The organism is Halalkalicoccus paucihalophilus, from assembly GCF_001593955.1.
Taxonomy (GTDB): domain Archaea; phylum Halobacteriota; class Halobacteria; order Halobacteriales; family Halalkalicoccaceae; genus Halalkalicoccus; species Halalkalicoccus paucihalophilus.
The window spans coordinates 218,380-238,963 of sequence record NZ_LTAZ01000001.1 but is presented as its reverse complement, the minus strand read 5'-3'; the positions used below and the strand labels follow the sequence as shown (position 1 = coordinate 238,963).

General features: G+C 65.8%; 26 protein-coding genes. 12 read left to right on the top strand and 14 right to left on the bottom strand.

All coding sequences use genetic code 11. The features are described from left to right. Positions 1–20: 20 nt before the first annotated feature. On the bottom strand, positions 21–314 hold the full coding sequence (locus HAPAU_RS01280) for a DUF6432 family protein (protein WP_066378555.1): 294 nt from the start codon (positions 312–314) through the stop codon (positions 21–23). 116 nt (positions 315–430) lie between these two features. Here HAPAU_RS01280 and HAPAU_RS01275 point away from each other — a divergent pair, with 116 nt between their 5' ends. Continuing rightward, positions 431–1,240: a DUF7093 family protein gene (locus HAPAU_RS01275; protein ID WP_066378553.1), complete on the top strand. Its 810-nt coding sequence runs from the start codon at positions 431–433 to the stop codon at positions 1,238–1,240. 40 nt (positions 1,241–1,280) lie between these two features. Then, entirely contained in the window at positions 1,281–1,673 is a 393-nt protein-coding gene (locus tag HAPAU_RS01270; protein WP_066378552.1) for a DUF5611 family protein, read from the top strand. Here HAPAU_RS01270 and HAPAU_RS01265 read toward each other — a convergent pair. Beyond that, on the bottom strand, positions 1,670–3,022 hold the full coding sequence (locus HAPAU_RS01265) for a DUF402 domain-containing protein (protein ID WP_066378549.1): 1,353 nt from the start codon (positions 3,020–3,022) through the stop codon (positions 1,670–1,672). The genes HAPAU_RS01270 and HAPAU_RS01265 overlap by 4 nt on opposite strands. Then, positions 3,019–3,393: a DUF7532 family protein gene (locus HAPAU_RS01260; RefSeq protein ID WP_066378547.1), complete on the bottom strand. Its 375-nt coding sequence runs from the start codon at positions 3,391–3,393 to the stop codon at positions 3,019–3,021. The genes HAPAU_RS01265 and HAPAU_RS01260 overlap by 4 nt, the downstream gene beginning before the upstream one ends. Before the next feature lie 262 nt (positions 3,394–3,655). Here HAPAU_RS01260 and HAPAU_RS01255 point away from each other — a divergent pair, with 262 nt between their 5' ends. Further along, a complete protein-coding gene (locus HAPAU_RS01255) occupies positions 3,656–4,675 on the top strand; it encodes a PrsW family intramembrane metalloprotease (protein ID WP_066378545.1) in 1,020 nt (339 codons plus the stop codon). Here the strand turns inward: HAPAU_RS01255 and HAPAU_RS01250 are convergent. Beyond that, positions 4,644–5,246, bottom strand: coding sequence for a riboflavin synthase (locus HAPAU_RS01250; protein WP_066378544.1), 603 nt, complete (start codon positions 5,244–5,246; stop codon positions 4,644–4,646). The genes HAPAU_RS01255 and HAPAU_RS01250 overlap by 32 nt on opposite strands. 104 nt (positions 5,247–5,350) lie before the next feature. Here HAPAU_RS01250 and HAPAU_RS01245 point away from each other — a divergent pair, with 104 nt between their 5' ends. The 3 genes from HAPAU_RS01245 to HAPAU_RS01235 are packed head-to-tail and all read left to right on the top strand — an operon-like array spanning position 5,351 to position 6,384. After that, on the top strand, positions 5,351–5,614 hold the full coding sequence (locus HAPAU_RS01245) for a DUF7533 family protein (RefSeq protein ID WP_066378542.1): 264 nt from the start codon (positions 5,351–5,353) through the stop codon (positions 5,612–5,614). 52 nt (positions 5,615–5,666) lie between these two features. Then, positions 5,667–5,897 (top strand): DUF7533 family protein, encoded by a 231-nt coding sequence (locus HAPAU_RS01240; protein ID WP_066378539.1) that lies wholly within the window; start codon positions 5,667–5,669, stop codon positions 5,895–5,897. Positions 5,898–5,940: 43 nt separating this feature from the next. Next, complete coding sequence (locus HAPAU_RS01235; protein ID WP_084383641.1) at positions 5,941–6,384, top strand: pyridoxamine 5'-phosphate oxidase family protein; 444 nt, start codon at positions 5,941–5,943, stop codon at positions 6,382–6,384. On the opposite strand, the gene HAPAU_RS01230 is transcribed toward HAPAU_RS01235, so the two are convergent. From HAPAU_RS01230 to HAPAU_RS21475, 4 genes are all read right to left on the bottom strand, one after another. Beyond that, a complete protein-coding gene (locus tag HAPAU_RS01230; protein ID WP_066378536.1) occupies positions 6,365–7,498 on the bottom strand; it encodes a M24 family metallopeptidase in 1,134 nt (377 codons plus the stop codon). The two genes, HAPAU_RS01235 and HAPAU_RS01230, sit on opposite strands and share 20 nt — an antisense overlap. Next, positions 7,499–9,337 carry a UvrD-helicase domain-containing protein gene (locus HAPAU_RS01225; RefSeq protein WP_066378534.1) on the bottom strand — a complete coding sequence of 613 codons (1,839 nt, stop codon included), beginning with the start codon at positions 9,335–9,337 and terminating at the stop codon, positions 7,499–7,501. Between the two features lie 128 nt (positions 9,338–9,465). After that, positions 9,466–9,624, bottom strand: a complete 159-nt coding sequence (locus tag HAPAU_RS21480) for a DUF7563 family protein (protein ID WP_169802602.1) — start codon at positions 9,622–9,624, stop codon at positions 9,466–9,468. Between the two features lie 56 nt (positions 9,625–9,680). Continuing rightward, on the bottom strand, positions 9,681–9,857 hold the full coding sequence (locus HAPAU_RS21475) for an HVO_0416 family zinc finger protein (protein WP_169802601.1): 177 nt from the start codon (positions 9,855–9,857) through the stop codon (positions 9,681–9,683). Positions 9,858–9,936: 79 nt separating this feature from the next. Between HAPAU_RS21475 and HAPAU_RS01220 the strand changes: the two genes are divergently transcribed. Further along, positions 9,937–10,587, top strand: a complete 651-nt coding sequence (locus HAPAU_RS01220; RefSeq protein WP_066378531.1) for an alpha/beta hydrolase — start codon at positions 9,937–9,939, stop codon at positions 10,585–10,587. A 65-nt stretch (positions 10,588–10,652) separates the two neighbouring features. Next, a complete protein-coding gene (locus HAPAU_RS01215) occupies positions 10,653–11,069 on the top strand; it encodes an EamA family transporter (RefSeq protein ID WP_066378528.1) in 417 nt (138 codons plus the stop codon). 22 nt (positions 11,070–11,091) lie between these two features. Here the strand turns inward: HAPAU_RS01215 and HAPAU_RS01210 are convergent, their stop codons facing one another. The 4 genes from HAPAU_RS01210 to HAPAU_RS01195 all read right to left on the bottom strand — a co-directional run bounded on the left by HAPAU_RS01210 (position 11,092) and on the right by HAPAU_RS01195 (position 15,543). Beyond that, positions 11,092–11,301 (bottom strand): hypothetical protein, encoded by a 210-nt coding sequence (locus tag HAPAU_RS01210; protein WP_066378526.1) that lies wholly within the window; start codon positions 11,299–11,301, stop codon positions 11,092–11,094. Between the two features lie 65 nt (positions 11,302–11,366). Next, the gene (locus tag HAPAU_RS01205) at positions 11,367–12,878 is read right to left on the bottom strand and encodes a carboxypeptidase M32 (RefSeq protein WP_066378524.1); all 1,512 of its coding nucleotides are present in this window, start codon (positions 12,876–12,878) and stop codon (positions 11,367–11,369) included. Between the two features lie 51 nt (positions 12,879–12,929). Then, entirely contained in the window at positions 12,930–14,354 is a 1,425-nt protein-coding gene (locus HAPAU_RS01200) for a hypothetical protein (RefSeq protein ID WP_084383649.1), read from the bottom strand. A 61-nt stretch (positions 14,355–14,415) separates the two neighbouring features. Beyond that, entirely contained in the window at positions 14,416–15,543 is a 1,128-nt protein-coding gene (locus tag HAPAU_RS01195) for a M20 family metallopeptidase (protein WP_066378519.1), read from the bottom strand. Positions 15,544–15,613: 70 nt separating this feature from the next. Here HAPAU_RS01195 and HAPAU_RS01190 point away from each other — a divergent pair, with 70 nt between their 5' ends. Beyond that, entirely contained in the window at positions 15,614–15,907 is a 294-nt protein-coding gene (locus HAPAU_RS01190) for a hypothetical protein (protein WP_066378516.1), read from the top strand. Here HAPAU_RS01190 and HAPAU_RS19610 read toward each other — a convergent pair. Continuing rightward, positions 15,846–16,094: a hypothetical protein gene (locus tag HAPAU_RS19610; RefSeq protein ID WP_245634004.1), complete on the bottom strand. Its 249-nt coding sequence runs from the start codon at positions 16,092–16,094 to the stop codon at positions 15,846–15,848. The genes HAPAU_RS01190 and HAPAU_RS19610 overlap by 62 nt on opposite strands. A gap of 88 nt (positions 16,095–16,182) precedes the next feature. On the opposite strand from HAPAU_RS19610, the gene HAPAU_RS01185 reads away from it, so the two are divergent. Beyond that, entirely contained in the window at positions 16,183–18,024 is a 1,842-nt protein-coding gene (locus HAPAU_RS01185) for a PINc/VapC family ATPase (RefSeq protein WP_066379370.1), read from the top strand. Between the two features lie 44 nt (positions 18,025–18,068). Here HAPAU_RS01185 and HAPAU_RS01180 read toward each other — a convergent pair whose 3' ends face one another. Then, a complete protein-coding gene (locus HAPAU_RS01180) occupies positions 18,069–18,347 on the bottom strand; it encodes a winged helix-turn-helix domain-containing protein (protein WP_066379368.1) in 279 nt (92 codons plus the stop codon). A gap of 107 nt (positions 18,348–18,454) precedes the next feature. Here HAPAU_RS01180 and HAPAU_RS01175 point away from each other — a divergent pair, with 107 nt between their 5' ends. Further along, positions 18,455–18,754 carry an EMC6-like membrane protein gene (locus HAPAU_RS01175; protein WP_066378513.1) on the top strand — a complete coding sequence of 100 codons (300 nt, stop codon included), beginning with the start codon at positions 18,455–18,457 and terminating at the stop codon, positions 18,752–18,754. 2 nt (positions 18,755–18,756) lie between these two features. Continuing rightward, entirely contained in the window at positions 18,757–20,571 is a 1,815-nt protein-coding gene (locus HAPAU_RS01170) for a ribosome biogenesis/translation initiation ATPase RLI (RefSeq protein ID WP_066378510.1), read from the top strand. The last annotated feature ends 13 nt before the right edge of the window (positions 20,572–20,584 follow it).

Sequence of the window (20,584 nt, the reverse complement as noted above, 5' to 3'; positions counted from 1 at the left end):
GCGCCGCTAAAGGGTGGCGCTTAGAACGGCAGCCGATCCCGAATCCGCTCGATGATCGACGGCTCCTCCTTGCGCTCGGGGTCGGGAACGACCGACTCGTCCGGCAGGATGACGGTCCTGTCGCCGTTCTTCTCGACCGAGATCAGGTCCGCGCGCTTCAGGTTCCCGAGTGCGGTCTCGAGTTCGTCGATGGTCACGTCGGTACGGGTCCGCAGTTCGAGGACCGTCATTCCGCCCTCGGGTCGCTCGATCAGCGCGTCGAGGACGGCGACCTCGCTGTCCGTCCGGTTCCGGTACGCCCGCTTTGCCCCCATACCGTCCACTCCGTCGGGCAGGGATTTATACTGTGGCCCGGCCCGACACGGGCGTGACCCCCTCGCGACCCCAATCGGAGCAGTACTCTTTTAGCCCTGACCCGGTAGGTACTGCCATGAGCCTCCGGTGTTCCCTCCTCGGCCACGAGTACGGGGAAAGCGAGATCGAACGCGACCGCGAAGAACGCGGCAACGAGGTCGTCATCAGCGTCGTCGAACTCGAACGCTGTACGCGCTGTGAGAAGACGCGAACGATCAGCGAGAACACGGAGGTCACCCAGCTCTCGCAACCGCGGTCGTCGTCCGAAACGAACCCGGCCGAATCGGAAACGACGGGGTTCGAGACGCGGTCCGACGCCGATTCCCGATCGACAGGGCCCGGTATCCGACCGCGCCCCGACGCCGGTTCCGATCCGGGACGCGGTTCCGGAATCGAACCCCGATCCGAGGCCGAGATGGGCTTCGAGGCCGACCCACGCGACGAGGACACGGAGATCATCGAGGACGACCCGGCGGTCGAGGACCGCAACTCGGGGGACTGGCCCGACGTCGAGGACCACGAGGGACGCGGGGAATCCCCGAACGCGTGGCCCGAACCCGACGGCGAGGACGAGGGGTTCGACGCGAGGACCCCCGACGGGAGGACGGACCTCGACTTCGGCGGTAGGCTGACCCCGCAGGCGGATCAGGGCGCGGAGATCATCGAGTCGTCCGACGGATCGAACACGGACGACGGCGACTCGGAGCCCACGTTCGTCAGCGCGGGACCGCGGCCCGCCCCGGACCGACTGGCCGACTCGGGCGGCGAGACGACGCTTTACTGTCCGAACTGCGGGACGGCCGGGCTCGAAGAGCGCGACTCGTTGCGCGCGGGCGACATCTGCCCGGAGTGTCACCGGGGCTATCTGGCCGAACGCGAGCGCTGAGACGAAACCCGTAAATCCGCCGCTATCGAACGAGGCTCCAATGCGCGAATACAAGATGCGACGCGGCGAACACCTCGAAGAGCGCATCCCCGACATGGAGGGGACCATCGAGGAGTACTTCGGCTCGATCACCGACACCGAGGAGTTCAACGGCAGCGATCTCTACGTGGTCGACGACCCCGACAACCCCGTCTTCGAGCGGATCGTCGCCGGGGCGGTCGCCTACAGCGGCAAGAAGGACAAACTCGCGGTCCACTTCGAGGAACGGCCCGCAGAGGATGTCATCGCCGAGGGCAACGCCGACGCCGCCGCCGACGCCGTGAGCGCGAAAAACGACTTCCTGCTCGAAGCCACGGGCAGGGACGCCAAATCTCGGCGCGAGTCGATGAAACGCGACGTCGAGGACAAGGACGCGGACGTCCCCGACGCCTAAGCGAGCGCGCGCTCGATCGCCGCCGCGACCTCGCGGGCCTTCTCGGCCAACTCGTCGCTCACGAGGCCCGAATCGACCGCCTCGTCCAGTTCGTCGTCGTCGACGCGCTCGACACGCCCGTCGGGGTGTTTGATCACGTCGACGTGGAGGTCGACGTATCTCGCGCTTTTCGGGAACAGTTCGACGGGCGTACAGACGTTGATGTAGGTCCCCTTCCTCTCGCCGTCCGTGTCCCGGTAGGTCGTCGGATACCACCACCGACCCTCCTTCAGGGTGGTGATCGCGACGTCGCCCGACTCGCGAGGGGTTCCCAGTGCGTCGTAGCTCCCGCCGGCGGTCATCTCGCGACGCAGGGTGATCGAGCCCTCGGGGTCGTACTCGATTACCTCGCCGCGTCCCAGCGTGATCACCCGCCCGTCGGGCTTGCCGTGTTCTATCGCGAGCGTATCGCCCGCTTGGGGCCCGAACTGGCTCGCGACGGCGTCGAAGGGAAACTCTTCGGGTTCACAGAGCGCCTCCGCGAAGTCCACGGCGTCGCTCGCCCGGTTCGAGCCCGCCTTGATCCGGTGGTGGCCCGCCATCGTGGTCGTCACTTCTCTTCGAAGTTCATCGAGCGAAAACCGGCTCTCGCGGCCGAACCAGCACCACGCGGTCGCGTAGGGTTCGGCGGTGTCGCGTCCCTCGAACGCCGCGGCGAGGTCCGCCGCCCGCGAGAGCCCCGCTTCGAGATCCGCGAGGCTCGCCTCCCGCGCACGCCGCCCGAGCGAGACGCCCCAGCCCTCGGGGAGTTCGACCGAGAGCAGGTCGACCAGTCTCGCCGTCTCTGCGTCGGGCGCGTCGATCCCCGATCCGTCCTCTTCGAGCGCCGCCAATCCGCCGGGCGTCCGCGCGCGGATCGTCGTCGACACTCGCGGGTCGTCGTCGCTCCACGGCGGGGTCGGTTCTGTGACCTGCACGCGGAGGCTATCGCCCTCCTCGACGTATTCTTCGGTCTCGTCGAAGGGCAGGTAGCCCTCGCCCCCTTCGAGCGAGACGACCGCCCCGCCGCCGCGAGTCCCCTCGACGCGCCCTTCGAAGACCGATCCCAGCGGCGTGGGGTCGTTCCAGACGAACGTGTCGCGTCCGACTGCGAGCAGTTCCCGACCCACCCTGACAGCCTCGTCCGTGCCCGAGAGCGAGACGCCCTGTCTGTCGCGGCCCGTCTCGCACGCGAGGTCCGCGGGGCCGTCGGCGAACTCGCCCTCGAAGCGCTTCTCGATCGGTCCGGTCGCCTGAACCACCTCGTGGCCCGCCTCCGAAAACAGCCGGGTCAGCGCGGTCGTGTAGATTCCCCGGATCGCGACCCTCATAACGCGTCGCGCGAGGCCGCGAACCGCACTCTGGAGTCGACCGTCGGACCCAAGGAGAGTTCCACGAGATCTTCATCGAGCACCCGCCCGCCCTCGACGGGGACGCCCCACGAGTCGAATCGCAGGTATCCGCGGATGTCGGCACCGTGGGTAAACAGATCGCAGTACTCGACGGTGTGTTCGGGGAACTCCTCGCGACTGTGTGCGAGGTCCATGTCCGAGTAGACGGTGTCGTGGGCCTCGAAGAACGCCTCCAGTCGGGCGGCGTCCTCGGAGACGAGTTCGGCCACTCGATCCGAGGCCTCGACGATCGTCTCCCGGTCGAGACCGGCCTCACGAAGCGCCTGCTGGATGCGCTGATCGAAGTGCATACCCGGCTTTCGGATGCGGGGCTGTTTTAGTCTGACTAGTCGTCGGCGGGTGGGGGGGTCGGCGCGTTGGCCTCGGACCGCGTCGATTCGTTCCGGTTCTCCTCTCCCGGCGGGGCACTGTACAGGATTCCGCGACTGGTGCTGAACACAGTGCTACGTTCTCACGATTCATGATAGGTAACCACTCCCCTAATACTGACTACTGTGTCTAGTCACGTACTAGGGTCACAAGGATTAGGGAGGACGCTTCTGTAGGGGACGTATGCAACGGGATCCGATCGATCGCGAGACACGTGGTTCACGCGATCTCTACGACATCTCGACGTGGGAGCGCCGGTCGGCGGTCGATAGGTTCGCGGCGTGGCTCTATCGGTTCGGCGTCGCGGGAACGAAGGCATTCATCGTCCTTCTCGCGCTGGCCTTCCTGATCGCACAGTTCGTCCTCGGGGGGCTGGGTGCGGTTTCGGACCCCGTGGTCGGCGTCCTGGTGATCCTCTCGGTTGTGCCCGCCTTCGCGATCGCCGCCTACATCTGGCGCAGCGACGTGACGACGGGCGAACCCCTCTCGCTGCTGGTCGCCACCTTCCTACTTGCGGTCCTCTTTGCGATGTTCGCCGCCATCGTCAACTCCTTCCTCCAACCGGCGTTCGGCTCGCTGCCGTCGTTGATCGGCCTACCGCTGTTTTTCTTCCTCGTGGTCGGCCCGGTCGAGGAGACGGTCAAACTGCTCGCAGTGCGCCTCTTTGCCTACCGCGATCCGCGATTCAACGCCGTCATCGACGGGGCGGTCTACGGCGCGGCCGCCGGACTCGGCTTTGCGACCATCGAGAACGCCATCTACATCACGCGGGGTCTAGAGGCCGGCCTCGGCGGGATCGAGGTGGTCGGCGCGGCCGGCGGTACCGCCGCGACCCGCGCGCTCGCGGGGCCGGGCCACGTCCTCTATTCGTCGATCGCGGGCTACTACCTCGGGTTGGCGAAGTTCAACCGCGAGAACGCCGGCCCGATCGTCATCAAGGGGGTGTTGATCGCCGCCTTCTTCCACGGGCTGTACAACACGCTCTCGGGGATCGTTCCGGGAGTGCTCGTGAGTGCCGCGACGTGGATCACCCCTGCTATCGCCCTGATCGGCTTCATCGTCCTCTACGACGGTATCGTCGCGTACTTCCTCTACCGGAAACTCTCGGCCTACCGGCGGGTGTACGCCGACGTCGGGATCCGTGACGGTGACCGCGAACCGACGCCCGAACTCACGGAGTTCGATCCCGATACGGAGCACTGACCCGCTCGACGTATTTCGCGATCACGTCCGCCTCCAGATGCACGGGATCGCCCACGGATTTCGCAGAAAGCGTCGTCTCCTCGTACGTAGTCGGGATGATCGCGACCGAAAACGCCTCCTCGGAGAGGCCCGCGACGGTGAGGCTGATGCCGTCCACTGTAACGGACCCCTTCTCGACGACGTACGTTTCGAGTTCCTCGGGCAGAGAGAACGTGAACCGCCAGTCCTCGCCCACCTCCTCGATCGCCCGGACTTCGCCGACGCCGTCGACGTGGCCCTGTACGACGTGACCGTCGAAGCGCCCGTCGGCGGGCATCGCGCGTTCGAGGTTGACCCGATCGTCCTCCCGGAGCTCCCCGAGGTAGGTCCGCGAGACGGTTTCTGCGGCGAGGAAGACCTCGAAGCTTCCGCGATCGCTCTGTTCGACGGTCAGACACGCCCCGTTGACGCTCACGCTCTGGCCCCCCTCGAGTTCGCCCGCGAACGGACAGGCGACCCGCAGGCGCAGGCCGTCGTCGGTTCCGGTCCGCGAGCGGATCTCGCCCGTCGCCTCGATTATCCCGGTGAACATACCCCGGCTTGGGGGGATCGACACGAAAGGGTTCCGTCAGGGGTTCGCCGGAATCGATTGGACGGCCGGATACGTTATATCCGCCGGGCGTTTACGGCCGCTCGATGGCGCATCTGGGGATTCTGGATATGATCGGGCTGGCGGCCTCGCTCGTGTTCGCCCTTCCGGTCGGCGTGTTCGGACTGAACCGGCTTCTCGACGGCCAGACGATACTGGGCGGCGGGCTGATCGTCGTCGCGGTGGCGATGGTGTGGCTTCCCCAGAAGCTCACGACGCCGATGGACCTCCCCGCGGACCTCGCCGGAGCCGCCGTCGGAAAGGTCGCTAAAACGCCCGAGGAAACAGACGAACCCGACCGCTCGGAGTGATCACGATGGGTCGGTCGGCAGGATTTTTGGCCGCCGGCGATCAACGCGGGGCATGAAACTCCCCGGCATCCTGAGCATGATCCAGATGGGATCGGGGCTGATCTTCGCTATCCCGCTTGGGCTGATCGGCTTCGAGTTCCTCACCGCGGGCCGCACGGTCTTCGGTGTCGGATTCCTGCTCGTCGCCGCCGCGATGCTCCTCCTGCCCGAGTACATCGTCCGCCGGGTCGGGAGTCCCCGCGACTGGGTTCTCGGCCTGCTCCCCTTCCGTCGCGGCGACTGACGAGGGGCACAACACGTATCCGGCGACTCGGAGTAGTGGGAGTATGGGAAAACGCTCGGGGATGGGTGAGATCGAGTACACCTACACGCGGGGGATGGACGACGAGGCGGTCGCGAGGCGGTTGACGGACGCCGAGACGGGCGTGCTCGCGCTCGCCGCGGGCGACGACGCCTACGCGATCCCAGTGGCCTTTCACCGCGAGGACGATCGGGTCTATTTCCGGCTGGCGATCCACGAGGGCAGCGAGAAGGCCGCCTACCTCGAGTCGACCGCGCGGGCGGCGCTCGTCGTCTACGACACCGAGCCGCCGGACGACTCCTGGAGCGTCGTCCTCCGGGGACCGATCGGCCCCGCCGACCGGGAGCTCGACGATGCGGCGATCAACGCGCTGTTCACCCCGCTCAGAGTGTTCGACGAGGCGATCGAGGCCGTCGAGCCGACGGTCTACGAGCTCGACGTCGAAACCGTTACTGGCCGGACGACCTGACCTCGGGAACGAGCGACCGGGGATACTCCGTGAGGTTCTCGAACCCTTCCTCGCGCACGACCACGAGGTCCTCAATCCGAACGCCCCCCTCCTGGGGGTCGTAGACGCCGGGTTCGACCGTCAGCACCATCCCCGCCTCCAACTCGGTGTCCGAACGGAGCGACGGCGCTTCGTGGAGGCTCATCCCGACGCCGTGGCCCGTGCCGTGGGTGAATCCCGGCGTCCCGTCGGGCCGAAATCCATATGCACTGATCTCGGCGGCGGTCTCCTCGTGAACCGTACTCGCGAGCGTTCCCGCACCCTCCGACAGGGCGTCGAAAGCGGCCTCCTGTGCGCGCTCGACGGCCACGTACGCCCGGCGCTCCCACCCCCCCTCTAGATCGACGACAAACGTTCTGGAGAGGTCGCCGTAGTACCCCTCCGGGCCGCGCGGCGAGAGGTCAAGCAGGACGGTCTCACCGCGTTTTATCGGGATGTCGCCGGTGAAATGCAGGTCCGCACAGCGCTCGCCCGCGCCGATGACGGTGTTACCTACCGGGTTCACGCCCTCGAGAGCCATCGCAGCGTTCGCTTCGCGGCGCAGGCGCTCGGTCGTGAGCACCCTCTCCTCCCATATCAGGGGGTCCCCCTCGACCTCTGTCGATGCGAGCACCGTCTCCGCGCGGGCCATTCCGGTTTGGGCGGCCTCCTGGACGGTTCGAATTCGCTCGATCTCGGCCTCCGTCTTCCGTGACCGCATGCGCTCGACGACGGCGGTCGATTCGAGGTCACAGCCCGCGCGTTCGAGCCAGAGGGCCGTATCGTGGGGGATCGACTGGGGGACCAGCACGGTCCCGGAGACGAGATCGGCGGCGCGTTCGCCCGCGGTCGTCGCCTCTTGCTCGGCAGCGCTCACGACGGTTCCGGAGAACTCCCGTTGGGCCTGCTCCTCGAACAGTTGGGGGGCACACAATATCGCCTCGCCACCCTCGCCGTCGTAGACGAACGCGTACTCGCGGTCCGGGCCGGAAAACCCGGTGAGATATCTGAGGTCGTCGTCGAAGCGGTCGCCGACGTGGACGACGCCGTCGGCGTTTCGATCCCGGAGTTCGGCGTCGAGCGCCCCGTAGTCCATTTAGTGGACTTCGGCCTCGGGGGCGTCGGCCTCCGCGATCAGCTCCTCGATGGGTTCCTCGCGGGGCTCGTTACAGAGCAGTACGTCGAGCGGCAGGGTCGGTGCGCCGTTGACGAGGTTCTCCAACAGGACGAGCCGTTCGCGAGCCCGGCTCATGCCGACGTAGAAGACCCGGCGTTCGTTGTCGGTCAGCATCGGTACGGGACTGGTCGTCCGGGTGAACTCCCCCTCAATGGGGACCTGCTCCTGTTCGATCGTCGCGGCCATCTGCTCGACGACTTTTTCAGTCAAATCGGTCGCGACGAAGACGTGATCGGCCTCCCGTCCCTTCGCCGAGTGGATCGTTCCGATCCGCACGCGTTCGGGGTCAGCGCCCTCGTAGGTGCCCGTCGCGAAGTAGGCCTTGACGCTCTTTCGCTGGAAGCTCGTGATCTTTCTCGACATGTCCGCCGCCGAGACGGGATCGGGCACGAACGGGGCGTACTCGCGGATCGTCGCGGGATCGATACTGATCTCGGCGGCGTTGTCGGCGCCCGCGGCCTCCTTTCGCTCGTCGATCTCGGAAAAGAGATCGTCCCGGTCGTTGGTGCTGAAGGCCGAATCCGCGAGCATGTCCGCGAGTCGGCGCGCCTCCAATCCGGTGATCTCCTCGCCGGCGTCGATCTTCTCGACTGCGGAGATGAACTGCTGGAGGCGGTCGGTCCACATCCGCTGATCGGTCAGCACCCGGAAGGGCATCCCCTCCGAGATGAACTCATCGAGGAACTGGAACATCTGATAGCGCGCCCGAAACAGCACCATCACGGTCTCGTCGGGCGTCTCTGCTACTGTTGCCCGGACGTTTCGCACCAGATCCAGCATCGAGGGGCTCTCGACGGCCTCGACCTTCCCGCCCTCTTTCCGCGGGTTGAGGTCCTTCTCTTGGCGTTTTTCGATGTGGCGTACCTCCCGATTGACCACGTCGAGGATTCGGGAGGGGAGTCGGTAGGAGTTCGGGAGGACGTTGTCCTCGTCGACCTCGGCGTCGAGCAGGAGGTTCGGGTCCGCGCCCTGCCAGGCGTAGACGACCTGGTCGTCGTCGCCCGCGATCAACACGCCCTTCATGTGGGGTTTCCACTCCTCGTAGACGGCGTACTGCAGCGTGGTGATGTCCTGGAACTCGTCGATCACGAGGTACTCGACGTTCGGGACGAGCGAGCGCTGTTCGACCCGCTCCAACATATCGGCGAACCCGATCAGCCCCTTTTCACCCTTGAACGCGCGCCACGCACGGATCGCCTCGGGGATGTCGATCCGATCGTCGTCGGAGGGCCACGTCGGGGTGTACTTGTTGCCCGACAGTGAGTTCTCGTCGATCTCCGGGGGCAGGCGGACCTCCTCGTCGTTCCACTGGAAGGGCACGTCGTACCAGTCACTCACCTCCCTGTTGGTTCGCTGGAGCCACTGGCTCGTGGCGATGATCTTGTTGCCGAGCGTGGTTGAGCGGGCGGTCCGTCGTCCGGCACCGCTGTACTCGTCCTCGAACTCCAGCCCGTAATCCTCGCAGAACTCCTTTTTTTGTTTCTCGCCGACGACGTCGCCACGCGAGAGGTCGAGCAGTTCGTAGGCCTTCGCGTGCATCGTACAGACGTTACCCTGCAGCGAGCGCGGCGAGATGCCGAGCCGTTCGGCCAGTCGGTCGCGGATCTCCGCGGCGGCCGCCCGGGTGTAGGAGACGACCAGCACGTCGTTGACGGCGACCTCGCCGCTTTCGAGGATCTCCTCGACCCGGTCGAGGAGCGCCGTCGTCTTCCCGCTGCCCGGCCCACCGAACAGTCGGGTGACCTGTGTATCAGCCATTGCACGAACTCACGGGCCTGTCCGTGATAAGCCCCGTGGATTCTACTGTCGGTCGTACGTCGGCGTACGCCGGTCACCGACCGTTCTGGTGGCCAACGTACGAACAGTTACGACCCGGCCGTACCGTCTCACCCGCCCCGCGAGGAACGCGCCTCCCGGATCTCCGCGCCGTCGCGGATCATGTCCTCACACTCCGGACAGACCCGCGGCGCGTCGATGTCCGTCGGCGTGAACACCCGGACGTAGGCCTCAGTCACGAACGAACCACAGTTCTGACACTCGGGCATTTGATTCGTTCTCGGGTGTGGTACCCAATAAATCGTTCCGTTCGCCGAACCCCCGACTACCGAGGTGCCCACCCACAGACCGTACAGTCAGACGCGGCCTGATCGTGAAGGCCACCGCAGTCGGGACACTGCTTCTTGTTATAGTCGGTGTCCCACCCTACCGGTTCCGTCTCGTGTCCGCGCTCGGACAGGAACTGGTCGAACATGTCGTCGCCGTTGGGTGCGGTAGCCATACATGGTACGCTATACCACGACAGCATATAACGTTTCGGGCCGGCCAGACGGTTTATACCGGGGGTGCATACTGGGGGTATGACCGATTCCCCGCTCGAACACGTCAGTAACGCACCCGAGACCTCGACCGACGGCCCCGCCCCCGCGGTCGTGTTGATCCACGGCCGCGGGACGAACGAGCGCGATCTGCTCCCGATCGCAGGACGGCTTCCCGACGAACTGCACGTCCTGAGCGTCCGCGCGCCCGACCCGCTACAGGGCGGCTACACCTGGTACGAACTCGACCTCTCGGCGGGCGGCCTCCACGCGAGCCAGCCCCACCCCGAGGAGTTCCGCCGGAGCCTCGATCTCGTCTACGAGTTCGTCGAGTGGGCGGTCGGAGAGTACGACCTCGACCCCGAGCGGGTCGGCCTGCTGGGGTTCAGTCAGGGCTCGATCACGAGCCTCGCGGCGCTGTGTGAACACCCGGAAAGCTACGACTGGGTCGTCGCGCTCAACGGCTACCTTCCCGAGTCACACGAGGAACGCGTCGAGAACGCCACCGGCAAGCCGGTCTTCATCGGTGCCGGCGAGAGCGATCAGATCATCCCCGTCGAGCGCGCCGAGCGGGCCGCGGAACTCCTCGAAGAGGCCGGCGTGGACGTGCGCTTCGAGGCCTATCCCGTGGGCCACGGCACGCATCCCGAGGAGATCCGCGCGGTCTCGGCGTGGGTGGCCGAGCGGCTCTGAGGTGTCTTGCAGTCGACACCGCTGCTTTCACAACGCTTCTGTTCTGCGCTCCCGACGGCTTCGGTGTGAACTACATCGGCTGGACTGTCCTCGCGTTGCTCGCGTACACCGTTTTCCCGCCGCTCGTGAACCTCGCGACCCGGACCGTCCCGAGCGCGGTCGTGACGCTGGTCGCGGCCTCGGCGTTCACGCTGGGTGCGGCAGGCGTCGTCGTCTACCGGGGCGAACGCGTGGTGCCGTACCTCCTCTCGGGCGACGCGAAGTACATGTACGCCGCCGGGATCGCGCTGACCGTGGGACTGCTCGCGTACTACTACGCGCTGTCGGTCGGTCCCGTTAGCGTGGTCGTCCCCGTCTTCGGGATGTTCGTCGTGACGAGTTCGCTGCTGGGGATCGTCCTCCTCGAGGAACCTCTCACCGCCCGCAAACTCCTCGGAATCGCCTTCGCCGCGCTCGCGATCTATCTCATTGCCGTCGAGTAACCCAGTGGTCGAGTCCGTCCGATCAGCGAAGCCCGCGAAGCACCATAACGACACCCAAGAACGCGCCGACTCCGACGAGACCGACCCCCACACCGCCCAACAGTTCCGCATTACTGTACTCCGGGATCCGGTAGCCGTACTCCATGACCGCCGCCGAGAGTCCCAACGAGAGTCCCGCGCCGAAGATCGTGGTCGCCAGATCGACGCCAAACGGGTTGCCGATGTCCACCATGTCGGTCCCTTACGGCTCCCGGCCGGGTAACGCCTGTGCAGGCGAGTGCTTCACCCGCCGTCGTCTCAGAGATCGTACAGCTCGCCGTACTTCTCGGTGACGTACTCGAGGAAGTAATCGGCGGTGAAGGCCTCGTCGGTGGCCTCCTCGATCAACTCGGGCGTGGTGTAGCGCGCGCCGTGGCGGTGGACGTTCTCGACGAGCCACTCGCGAAGCGGGTCGAACTCCCCCTCTCGGATCTTCCCGTCGAGGTCGTCGATCTCCTCGTCGGCGTTCGCATACAGCTGGGCGGCGAGTACGCTCCCCAGCGAGTAGGTCGGGAAGTAGCCGAAGGAGCCGTGGCTCCAGTGAATGTCCTGTAGACAGCCTTCGGCGTCGGTGTCGGGCCTGATCCCGAGGAACTCCTCCATCTTCTCGTTCCACGTCTCGGGGATCTCCTCGACCGAGAGGTCGCCCTCGATGAGTTCGCGCTCGATCTCGAACCGGAGGACGATGTGCATGTGGTAGGTCAGTTCGTCCGCCTCCACGCGAATGAGGTTGTCGTCGTGGACCTGGTTTGCGGCCTCGTAGGCGTCCTCGCCGCTTGCCTCGACATCGGGAAAGCGCTCCTCGACTCGCGGGTGGAACAGTTCCCAGAACGCCCGGGACCTACCCACATGATTCTCCCAGAGTCTCGATTGGGACTCGTGGACGGTGAGGTCGCGCGAGTCGCCCAATGGGGTGCCGTAGTGCTCGTCGGGCAGTCCTAAGGTATAGGTGGCGTGACCGAACTCGTGGATCGTACTCGTAAGCCCGCCCAGCAGGTCCGTCTCGTCGAATCGCGTGGTGACGCGGGCGTCGAACTGGTTGCCCGTCGAGAAGGGGTGGGGCGCGGTGTCGAGCCGCCCGCGATCCCAGTCGTAGCCCAAGACATCGAGCGCGTCACGGGCCAGCTTTTCCTGGGTGTCGGGGTCGAACTCGCCGGCGAAGGCGTCGGTCGCCAGTTCCGCGTCGGAGTCCGAGACCGAATCGATCAGTGGGACGAGTTCCTCGCGCAGTCGCGCGAGCATCTCCTCGGCTTTCTCTAACTCGATGTAGGGCTCGTAGTCGGCAAAGAGGACCTCGTAGGGGTCGGCGTCGGGGTCGATGTGTTCGGCGTACTCCTTTTTGAGTTCGATCAGTTCTTCGAGGATCGGCGCGAAGATCGAGAAGTCGTCCTCGGCTTTGGCCTCCTTCCACTTGGGCAGGGCCTTGGAGGTCGTCCGCGAGATCTCCTCGACCAACTCGGTGGGGACGCGGGTCTTTCGATCGTACTGGCGGCGGATCTCGCGGACGACCGCCGCCTGCTCGTCGTCGAGATCGGTCGATTCGAGTTCGTTCAGGTACGCGCCCATCTCCTCGTCGGTGAACTCCTCGTGGATGACCGCCGACAGGGTAGAAAGCTGCTGGGAGCGCGCTTCGATCCCCTCGTCGGGCATTTTGACCTCCTGGTCCCACTGCAGAACGCCCGCGCCGGCGCCGAGGTTCTCGATGCGCCTGACTTTCTCGAGGAACTGTTCGTAGGTGTTCGCGTCGGTCTCGGCGGTTGACTGTGCCATACCTACGATTCGAAACGCCTCGTCAAGAATTCGCTGGTCGCGGCGAGTGGCTCAGCCGACGATGCCGAGGAGACCGCCCGCGTCGGTACCGTTCCCGTCCGCCGAACTGCCCTCGGACTGGTTCCCGGTTCCGTTCGCGTCCTCGGTCCCGTTCGCCTCGGGGTCGTCCTGTGGTTCGGTTTCGTTGGCCGTCACGGATTCGTCCGGCTCCGTGGCAGTGTCGGTGCCGTTTTGGCTGTCGCTCACACCGCCGTCGTCATTTCCCGTCTCACCGCCGTCGGAACCGTTGGCTTGGTTCGTATCGTCGCCCGAACCGCCGCTCTCATTTCCCGAACCGGCCTCCTCGGTGTCGCTCGCTACGGGATCGCTCGCTTCGGTGGTGTTCCCGTCGGCATCGGTTTGGCCGTCGCTCGCACCGCCGGTTTCATTTCCCGAACCAGCCTCGGTCTGGTTCGTTCCGTCGTCGGCACTCTCACCGCCTTGGCTGTCGCTCACACCGCCGTCGTCATTTCCCGAATCGGCCGAGGATGGCTCGCCGGATCCGTTTCCGCCGTCACTTGGGGTGTCCTCGCTCGAGTCGTCCCCGGTTCCTGAGGACGGCTCTGATTCGTCCGCTGGCGCTTCATCGCCGCTGTCCTCCTCCTCGCTGGTGTTCTGCTCCTCGTCGGGTGCGCCGTCGTCTCCATCGGCGTCATCCGACGAGTTGTCCTCATCTGCGGGTGCGTCGTCGGCGCTCTCGTCCGTGGAGCTGTCGGTCTGTTCGTCCTCGCTGTTTTCGTTATCGCCGTCGTCCCCGCCGTTTTGCTCGTCCGCACCGGTATCATCGTTCGAGTCCCCAGCGTTGTCATCGCCGCCATCGTCACCGCCGCCGAAGACCGGGAGGCCGCCGTCGTTCCCTCCGTCCCCGTCGCCGGCGTTCGCGTCGTCTCCGCTCCCGTCGTCTCCGCTCCCGTCGTCAGCGTTCGAGCCGTCGCCCTCATCGGCGTTTCCGCCGTCGTCGTTCGAGTCATCCGTCGAATCGGCGCTTCCCTCGTCCGAGGCGCCGTCCGTCGAGTCGTCAGTGTCCGTGTCGCCACCGTCGTCGGATGAACCGGCGGCATCGCCATCGCTGCTATCGCCGCTATCGCTTTCGTCACTGCCGCTTCCGTCACCGCCGTCGCCTCCGTCACCACCGCTCTCGCTTGCTCCGTCGTCCGTAGTGTCGTCCCCGCCGTTGGAGCCGTTGGCATCGGTGTCGCCGGTCTGGTCGGATCCGTTGTCCGCGAGGCCGGGCGGCGAGTCGCCGCCGGGGCTGTCGGTTCCGAACGGGCCCAATCCGAGCGACGGCAGCCCGAGCGTCGCGATCAACCCGATCACGAACAGGCCGATTCCGGCCACCAACAGGATCTGCTGCGGGCGCTTCCAGTCGGTGGTCTCCGTCTCGGCGTCCTGCTTCGATTTCGGTCTCGGCGGTCCGGGGGACTGAGAGCGGCTCACGTCACCCCCCGGTTGCGCGTCGAGACGCAAAGACCTGTCCCTCCGCCGCGAGACGTATCGATCAGATGAAACCTTCCCCGGCCTCGCGGTACAGCCGATAGCACCGATCCAGCACCGCAAGCGAGACGCTCTCGTTCCTCGTGTGGGCCTCGCCCGGTTCGGACGCGCCACAGACCACACAGGCGGTGCCCGCCTCCGCGAGCCAGCCCGCGTCCGTCGCGTGGGGTTTCGAGACGAGTTCCGAGACTCCGTCTTGGGCCTCGCGAGCCGCAGCGAGCATTCGCTCTGCGAACCCGTCGTTCGAACAGGCCATCGGCGGGAGGTCCTGATCGACTGCCCATTCGACGCCTTCCAATTCCGTCACTCGTTCTATGGGCGCGCGCTCGCCCGGGACGGTGCGCTCGTCGACCGTCACCGTACAGCGATCCGGGATCACGTTCATCGCGGATCCGCCCTCGATCTCGGTGACCGCGACCGACCCCGAGAGATGGTTTCCGAGCACCGTCGCCGTCGGGGCGTCGATCCCTCGCACGATGTCGACCGCCTCACTGGCCCGATAGATGGCGTTCTCGCCCGCTTCGGGTTCGCTCGCGTGACTCGCCGTCCCCCGGGCGGTGATCGTACTGCCCCGCCGACCCTTGTGGGCGACCACCACGTCGGTCACCCCCTGCTTCGAGTAGTTCGTCGAGCCCTCACAGACGACCGCGTACTCGGGGGCAAAGCCGCTCTCGATGGCGTGGCGCGCGCCGATTCCCCCGCTTTCCTCACCGACGAAGCTGACGAAGACGAGTTCGCCCGCCGGAGCAGCATCTCGCGGCCGAGAGCCGCTCGAAGAGTCCGAGGTGCGTGGCACCTCGCTATCCCGAAACGCGCACATCGCCGCCGCCACCGCCCCTTTCATGTCGGCAGTCCCGCGGCCGTAGAGGCGCCCATCGCGCTCCTCGACGATGTATTCGCCGCTTTTCGTCTGCTCCTCGGCGGGCGGCACCACGTCGTGATGGCCCACGAGCGCGAGCGTCGGCCCCGTCGGATCGCCCGTTCGTGCGAACACACTGCCCGCCTCGTCGCGGGTCACCTCGCCGTCGGTCTCCTCGCGGAGCCATCGTTCGATGAAATCGCCCGCGGCGGTTTCGTCCTCGTGGCTCGGGATCGAGACGAGCTCGCGGGTCAGTTCGGGTACGTCGTCCATGCGACTCCGCCGCCCGCCGGGAGCATAAGTGGCCACGAAACGCTATCGCGTCACCTCGCCTACGACGGGTATGGACGGGGAACCCAGAGAAGTCGAGATCGCCGACTGGGAGGGCGTCGTCGCCGAGATCGAGCGCTTCTGTGCCGACGGCCACTGCCACGCAGAGAGCGATCTGGTGAGCTGCACCCTCGGGGGTGCGATCATCGAGATCACCGCGAGCGGCCGACTCACGGGGAGCATGCCGCTTCACGAGTTCGACAGCCGGGTCGAGTTCCTCGCGTTCGACCATAACGAGGGAACGATCACCGCAGAGAGCGGGGAGCTCTCCTATACGTTCCGTCGTCCTCGGGAGACCAGCACCTGATTCGCCTTCGCGGCGAGAGGAGGACGGTCGTGATCGGTAGCGCGACGAGCAACCCGAGGAACGCCCCGTACAGCACCGACCCGCCGTCCGCCACCTCGAACGCCGCGACGACCGGCGTGATCCCGAGGAGGACGCCGGCCCAGAGGTGCTGGTGCGTCACGACGTGGTCGGGTCGGTCTTTCGACATACGTACGTCTCATTTTCCGGACCGGTATCGCTTCCGGCCGACCTCCCGATGAAATACCCTTATCAACGTCCCGGCTACTATGGACGGTATGAAGGTTCTCCCGGACACGAGCGTCGTCATCGACGGGCGCGTCTCCACGCGGGTCCGCGACGGCGAGTTCGCCGGTGCGACCGTATTGGTCCCCGAGGCGGTCGTCGGCGAACTCGAACACCAGGCCAACGAGGGCATCGACAGCGGGTGGAGTGGTTTGGAGGAACTCAAGACGCTTGCCGAACTCGCCGACGCCGGCGAGATCAAACTGGAGTACGTCGGCCGCAGGCCCGATTCGATCGAGAAGGGACAAGCCGCCGAGGGCGAGATCGACGCACTCATCCGCGACCTCGCGGCCGACCACGAGGCCACGTTCGTCACGAGCGACATCGTCCAGAGCGAGGTCGCCGAGGCGAAGGGACTGGCCGTCGAGTACATTTCGCCCGAAGTCGAGGAGGTCGGCACCCTCGACGTCGAGGGGTACTTCGACGAGACGACGATGAGCGTCCACCTCAAGGCCGGCGTCCCGCCGATGGCCAAACGCGGCGACGTCGGCGAGATGCGCTTTGAGCGCGTCCGCGAGGAGGTCCAGACCGAGGAGGAGATCGAGGAGATCGCCCGCGAGATCGTAAACGGTGCGAAACAGTCCTCCGACGGGTTCATCGAGCTCTCGGAACCGGGCATGAAGATCGTCCAGTTCCGCGACTACCGGATCGCCATCGCCCGCCCGCCCTTCTCGGACGGAATCGAGATCACGGCCGTTCGCCCCCTGGTCAAGACCGACCTCGACGACTACGAGTCGGCCGACGAGCTGCGCGATCGGATGCTCGAACGCCAGCGCGGCATCCTGATCTCGGGCTCGCCCGGCGCGGGGAAGTCGACCTTCGCGCAGGCAGTGGCCGAGTTCCTCAACGACTCGGGTTACTCGGTGAAGACGATGGAGAAACCCCGCGACCTGCAGGTCGGCCCCGAGATCACCCAGTACACCGAACTCGCGGGCTCGATGGCCAAGACCGCCGATTCCTTGCTTATGGTCCGGCCCGACTACACCATCTACGACGAGGTCAGGAAGACCGACGACTTCGAGGTCTTCGCGGACATGCGTCTCGCCGGTGTCGGCATGATCGGCGTCGTCCACGCGACCCGCGCGATCGACGCCCTCCAGCGATTAGTTGGTAGGGTCGAGTTGGGCATGATCCCGCAGGTCGTCGACACGGTCGTGTATATCGAGGCCGGGGAGGTCCACACGGTCTACGACGTCACGACGGAGGTGAAGGTGCCCGCAGGGCTGACCGAGGAGGACCTCGCCCGGCCGGTGATCGTCATCGAGGACTTCGAGACCGGCGAGCCGGCCTACGAGATCTACACGTTCAACCGCCAGGTCGTCACCGTCCCGCTCGAGGATGCGGAGGAAAGCGAGGGCGGTGTCGACCGGATCGCCCGCCAGGAGATCGAACGCGAGATCCGGTCGATCGCCCGTGGCTACGTCGACGTCGAACTCCAGGGTTCGAACAAGGCAGTCGTCTACGTCGAGGAGGACGACATCTCCAGCGTGATCGGCAAGGGCGGCGGCCGGATCACCGACGTCGAGAACCGGCTCGGGATCGACATCGACGTGCGGACCCACGACGAGAACCCCAACCCCGGGGGCTCCGGTGAGGCGACGGGAACCGAGCGCGGGCAGGTCGTCACCCCGGAGATCACCTCCCGCCATATCCGGCTTACCGTCGACGGTGCCCAGACAGGCCAGACCGTCGAGGTGAAAGCCGGCGAGGAGTACCTCTTTACGGCGACGGTGGGACGGGGCGGCGACATTCAGGTCTCGCGAGGAAGTGCTATCGCCGAAGAGTTGGAACGAGCGATCGACAGGAGCCAGCAGATCACCGTGGTCGGTGCCTGATCGGTCAGTACGAGAAATCGAGATGGGTTGGACGGTCGCGCTGGTTATTCGGCACAACAGACTTCGTCGGGGCCGCCGTCAGCGACGACCGCCTCGCTGTCGAGCGTATAGAGGTTCTGTCGGGCGTCAGCGAAGTAGATATCCTCATCTACGATATCGATGTTTTCGAGGCGTTCGAGGGCGTAGCGCACCGTGCGTGCCGAGAGCATCGACTCGTTGACGATCTGCTTCTGGGTGAGTGAGCCGTTGTACTCGAGGACCTTGAAGACGAGTTTCGCGCTCGGAGGAAGGTCCTCGACGGTTTCCGTCTCTGAGTCAGTCATCACTACGAATCGAAACGCGCCACGGGTATAAAGGTTGAGCATCCGTCTCACACCGTCTCGAAGGGATAAGCGAACGGCTTTTGAGCCCCGGCGGCCGATTCTCACGCATGGCAACCGAAGCGGTCGAGCAGCGCTCGGCCCACATCCGGGCGGTGACGGTCACCGCGGTCTGCTCGCTTGCGGGCATCGGCGCGGGGATCGCCTCCGCCGCGCTCGCGAGCGACGCCGGCGACCCCATCGCACTCGTGGTGCTCGGGGCGCTCGTTCTGGTTCAGTTCCCCGTGCTGAAAGTCACGGGGATCGTCGAGGAGTTCTCGACGAAGGACAAACTGTTCATCGGCTTCATGAGCTTCTGTCTCTGGTTCGTCACCTGGGGCATCCTGCTCACCACCGAGGTCACGTTCTAACGATGGCCGACGACAGTATCGCAGTGGTCGACCTCGATCGGTGCCAGCCCGACCGCTGTAGCTACGAGTGTGCGAACTACTGTCCGCCCAACAGGACGGGCAAGGAGTGTATCACCCAACGGGGCGAGGACGCAGAGGAGGGCGGCCCCGACCAGATCCGCATCTCCGAGGAGATCTGTCTGGGCGAGACCTGCGGGATCTGCGTCGAGAAGTGCCCGTTCGACGCCATCGAGATCATCAACCTGCCCCAGGAACTGCAGGACGATCCCGTCCACAGGTATGGAGAAAACGCCTTTTCGCTCTACGGCCTGCCGATCCCCATCGAGGGCCAAGTCACCGGTATTCTCGGCCCGAACGGGATCGGGAAATCCACGGCAGTGAACATCCTCTCGGGCGAGCTCGTTCCGAACCTCGGCCGGCACGAGGAGGAGCCGGGGTGGGACGCCGTCCTCGACGCCTACCGGGGGACCGAACTGCAGGACTACATCCGCGAGGTGCGCGACGGCGAGGTCAGCGTCGCGCGAAAGCCCCAGTACGTCGACCAGATCCCCAAGCAGTTCGACGGCAACACCCGCGAACTCCTCGAACACACCGACGAACGCGGCGCGCTCGACGGACTGGTCGAGCGGCTCTCGATTTCCCCCGTCATGGATCAGGGGATCGATGAACTCTCCGGCGGGGAGCTTCAACGGGTAGCGATCGCCGCCTGTCTGGCCCGCGATGCCGATTTCTACTTCCTCGACGAGATCACTCCCTACCTCGACATCGGCCAGCGCGTCACCGTCGCCCGGATCATTCGAGAGCTCGCAGAAGAGGGCGATCGCTCCATGCTCGTGGTCGAACACGACCTCGCGATCCTGGACCTGCTCTGTGACAACCTCCACGTCGCCTACGGTGAACCCGGCGCCTACGGTGTCATCACCTCGCCCAAGTCGGTTCGCAATGGTATCAACGAGTATCTCGCGGGCTACCTCGACAACGAGAACATGCGGATCCGTCCGGAGGCCATCGGGTTCGAACAGCACGCCCCCCGGACCGTGAGCCACGCCGACCCGCTGATCGAGTACCCGAAGATGACCAAATCCTACGGCGACGACGCCTTCTCCTTGGAGGTCGAAAGCGGTACGATCCGCGAGGAGGAAGTGCTCGGGATCGTCGGGCCCAACGGCATCGGGAAATCCACCTTCGCGAAGCTCGTCGCCGGAAAGCTCGCGCCCGACGAGGGCGAGTTCGAGACCGATCTGGAGGTCGCCTACAAGCCCCAGTACATCGAGATCGACCAGCCCATGCGCGTCGACGTCTTCCTCTCGTCCATTACTGATGAGTTCGGCTCCTCACACTGGAACACCGAGATCGCAAAGCCCCTCCAGCTCTCCCGGATCATGGAGCAGAACCTCGACGACCTCTCGGGCGGGGAGCGCCAGCGCGTCGCCATCGCGGCCTGTCTCTCGAAGGAGGCCGACCTGTTCCTGCTCGACGAGCCCTCCGCCCATCTGGACGTCGAACAGCGGGTGCTCGCGACGCGTGCGATCCGCCGGTACGCCGAGACCCAGGACGCGACGGTCATGGTGATCGACCACGACATCTACATGATGGACCTGCTCGCCGACCGCCTACTGGTCTTCGAGGGCGAGCCCGCCCACCACGGCCACGCGAGCCAGCCACAGGGGATGCGCGAGGGGATGAACGAGTTCCTCGCGAACCTCGATGTGACCTTCCGCCGCGACGAGCGCACGAGCCGCCCGCGGATCAACAAGCCCGACAGCCAGCTCGACCGCCAGCAGAAAAAACAGGGCGAGTACTACTACGCGCCCTGAGCGGATCGCGAAC